General features: G+C 26.2%; 1 protein-coding gene and 2 pseudogenes. All 3 read right to left on the reverse strand.

The genetic code is table 11. The features are described 5' to 3' along the window. Positions 1-231 (reverse strand): hypothetical protein (locus tag BGS40_RS07450; RefSeq protein WP_070209932.1); only part of this gene is annotated, 231 nt, incomplete at its 3' end. A gap of 7 nt (positions 232-238) precedes the next feature. After that, positions 239-556: pseudogene (locus tag BGS40_RS10015) on the reverse strand (hypothetical protein); the annotation flags it as partial. Between the two features lie 126 nt (positions 557-682). Further along, positions 683-1,127, reverse strand: a pseudogene (locus BGS40_RS07455) (hypothetical protein); the annotation flags it as partial.

Raw genomic sequence — 1,127 nt, forward strand, 5'->3', positions numbered from 1 at the left:
AAAGTAAAAAGGATTATTAGGAAGTTCATTTGAGCCTGTAAGGAGAGTGGAGTTTAGGAAGATATAAGCTTGGTAGTTTTGAAGTTCTTCAAAAGTAAAATCTGTCGTTGCTTCTAATTTATAAAGTTCATCATAAATACTTTGACAATCAATGATGCTTTTATTTTCACAAAATAAATAAATACTTTTTTTATCTTTATGAATAGAATATAAAAAGTCTTTACCTATCATAATTTTCCTAAATAATACCTATTTTAGCTTTTCCATTAAAATACAAAGCTTGTGATATTTTACAAACTCCACCTAAATATTGCTCATCCCAAATTTGATCTTTTATTTTATAACTTTTTGAATTATATCCATATATTTTTGTTATATTATTAATATTTTCAAGACATTTCATATCTTTATAAACCACAATGAAAATTCTAAATTCCCCAATGGCAATTTTATGAGCTAAGTTTTCTTGATTATTAATAAAGGAACAATCTTTTCTGTATTTATTAAAATCATTTTTATCAAGAATTAAAATGTATTTTTCTTTTTTTTGCGCCTTTTACACTTTGTAAATTATCATCAATGTTTTGAAATTTCAAAAAGATAGAGTGAAGAGATTTGATCAAGCCAAAGATATCTATCAAATTTCCAGGCACTTTATATTCATCATCAATAAGCTCTATTCCTATATCAGAAAGTTTTTGAATAACCCAAGTAACGCAGTTGTTTTCAAGAAGCTTATAGGTAAAAATTCTTCATTGATTGGTTCTTTGCTATTAGGTGTAATTTCTTTTGTAGTATTAAAATCATTTTTAATATTTGCAAGTAGGATTTCATATTGTTCTTTAGAAAGTTCTAAAGTGCAACGATTAGAGGGTTTGAAAGCTTGAGGGCTTCTTAGTTTTTTAATAATATAACAATTTTTATCAATATTGCTATCTAATACATATTGGTTATTGTTAAATACTTTGCCAGGAGATCCTATAAGAGATTCTGCAACATTAGCAATTCCAGTTCCAAAACCCCAAAAACCATCATTGAATTCATTAGGTTCTTTAGCTTCATACCATTTTTGATCTATCTTGTCCCATTCTTTGTTTTTAAGATATTCTTGTCTTAATGTTTCATCT

The organism is Campylobacter sp. 107 (assembly GCF_002383835.1).
Classification (GTDB): Bacteria; Campylobacterota; Campylobacteria; order Campylobacterales; family Campylobacteraceae; genus Campylobacter_D; species Campylobacter_D jejuni.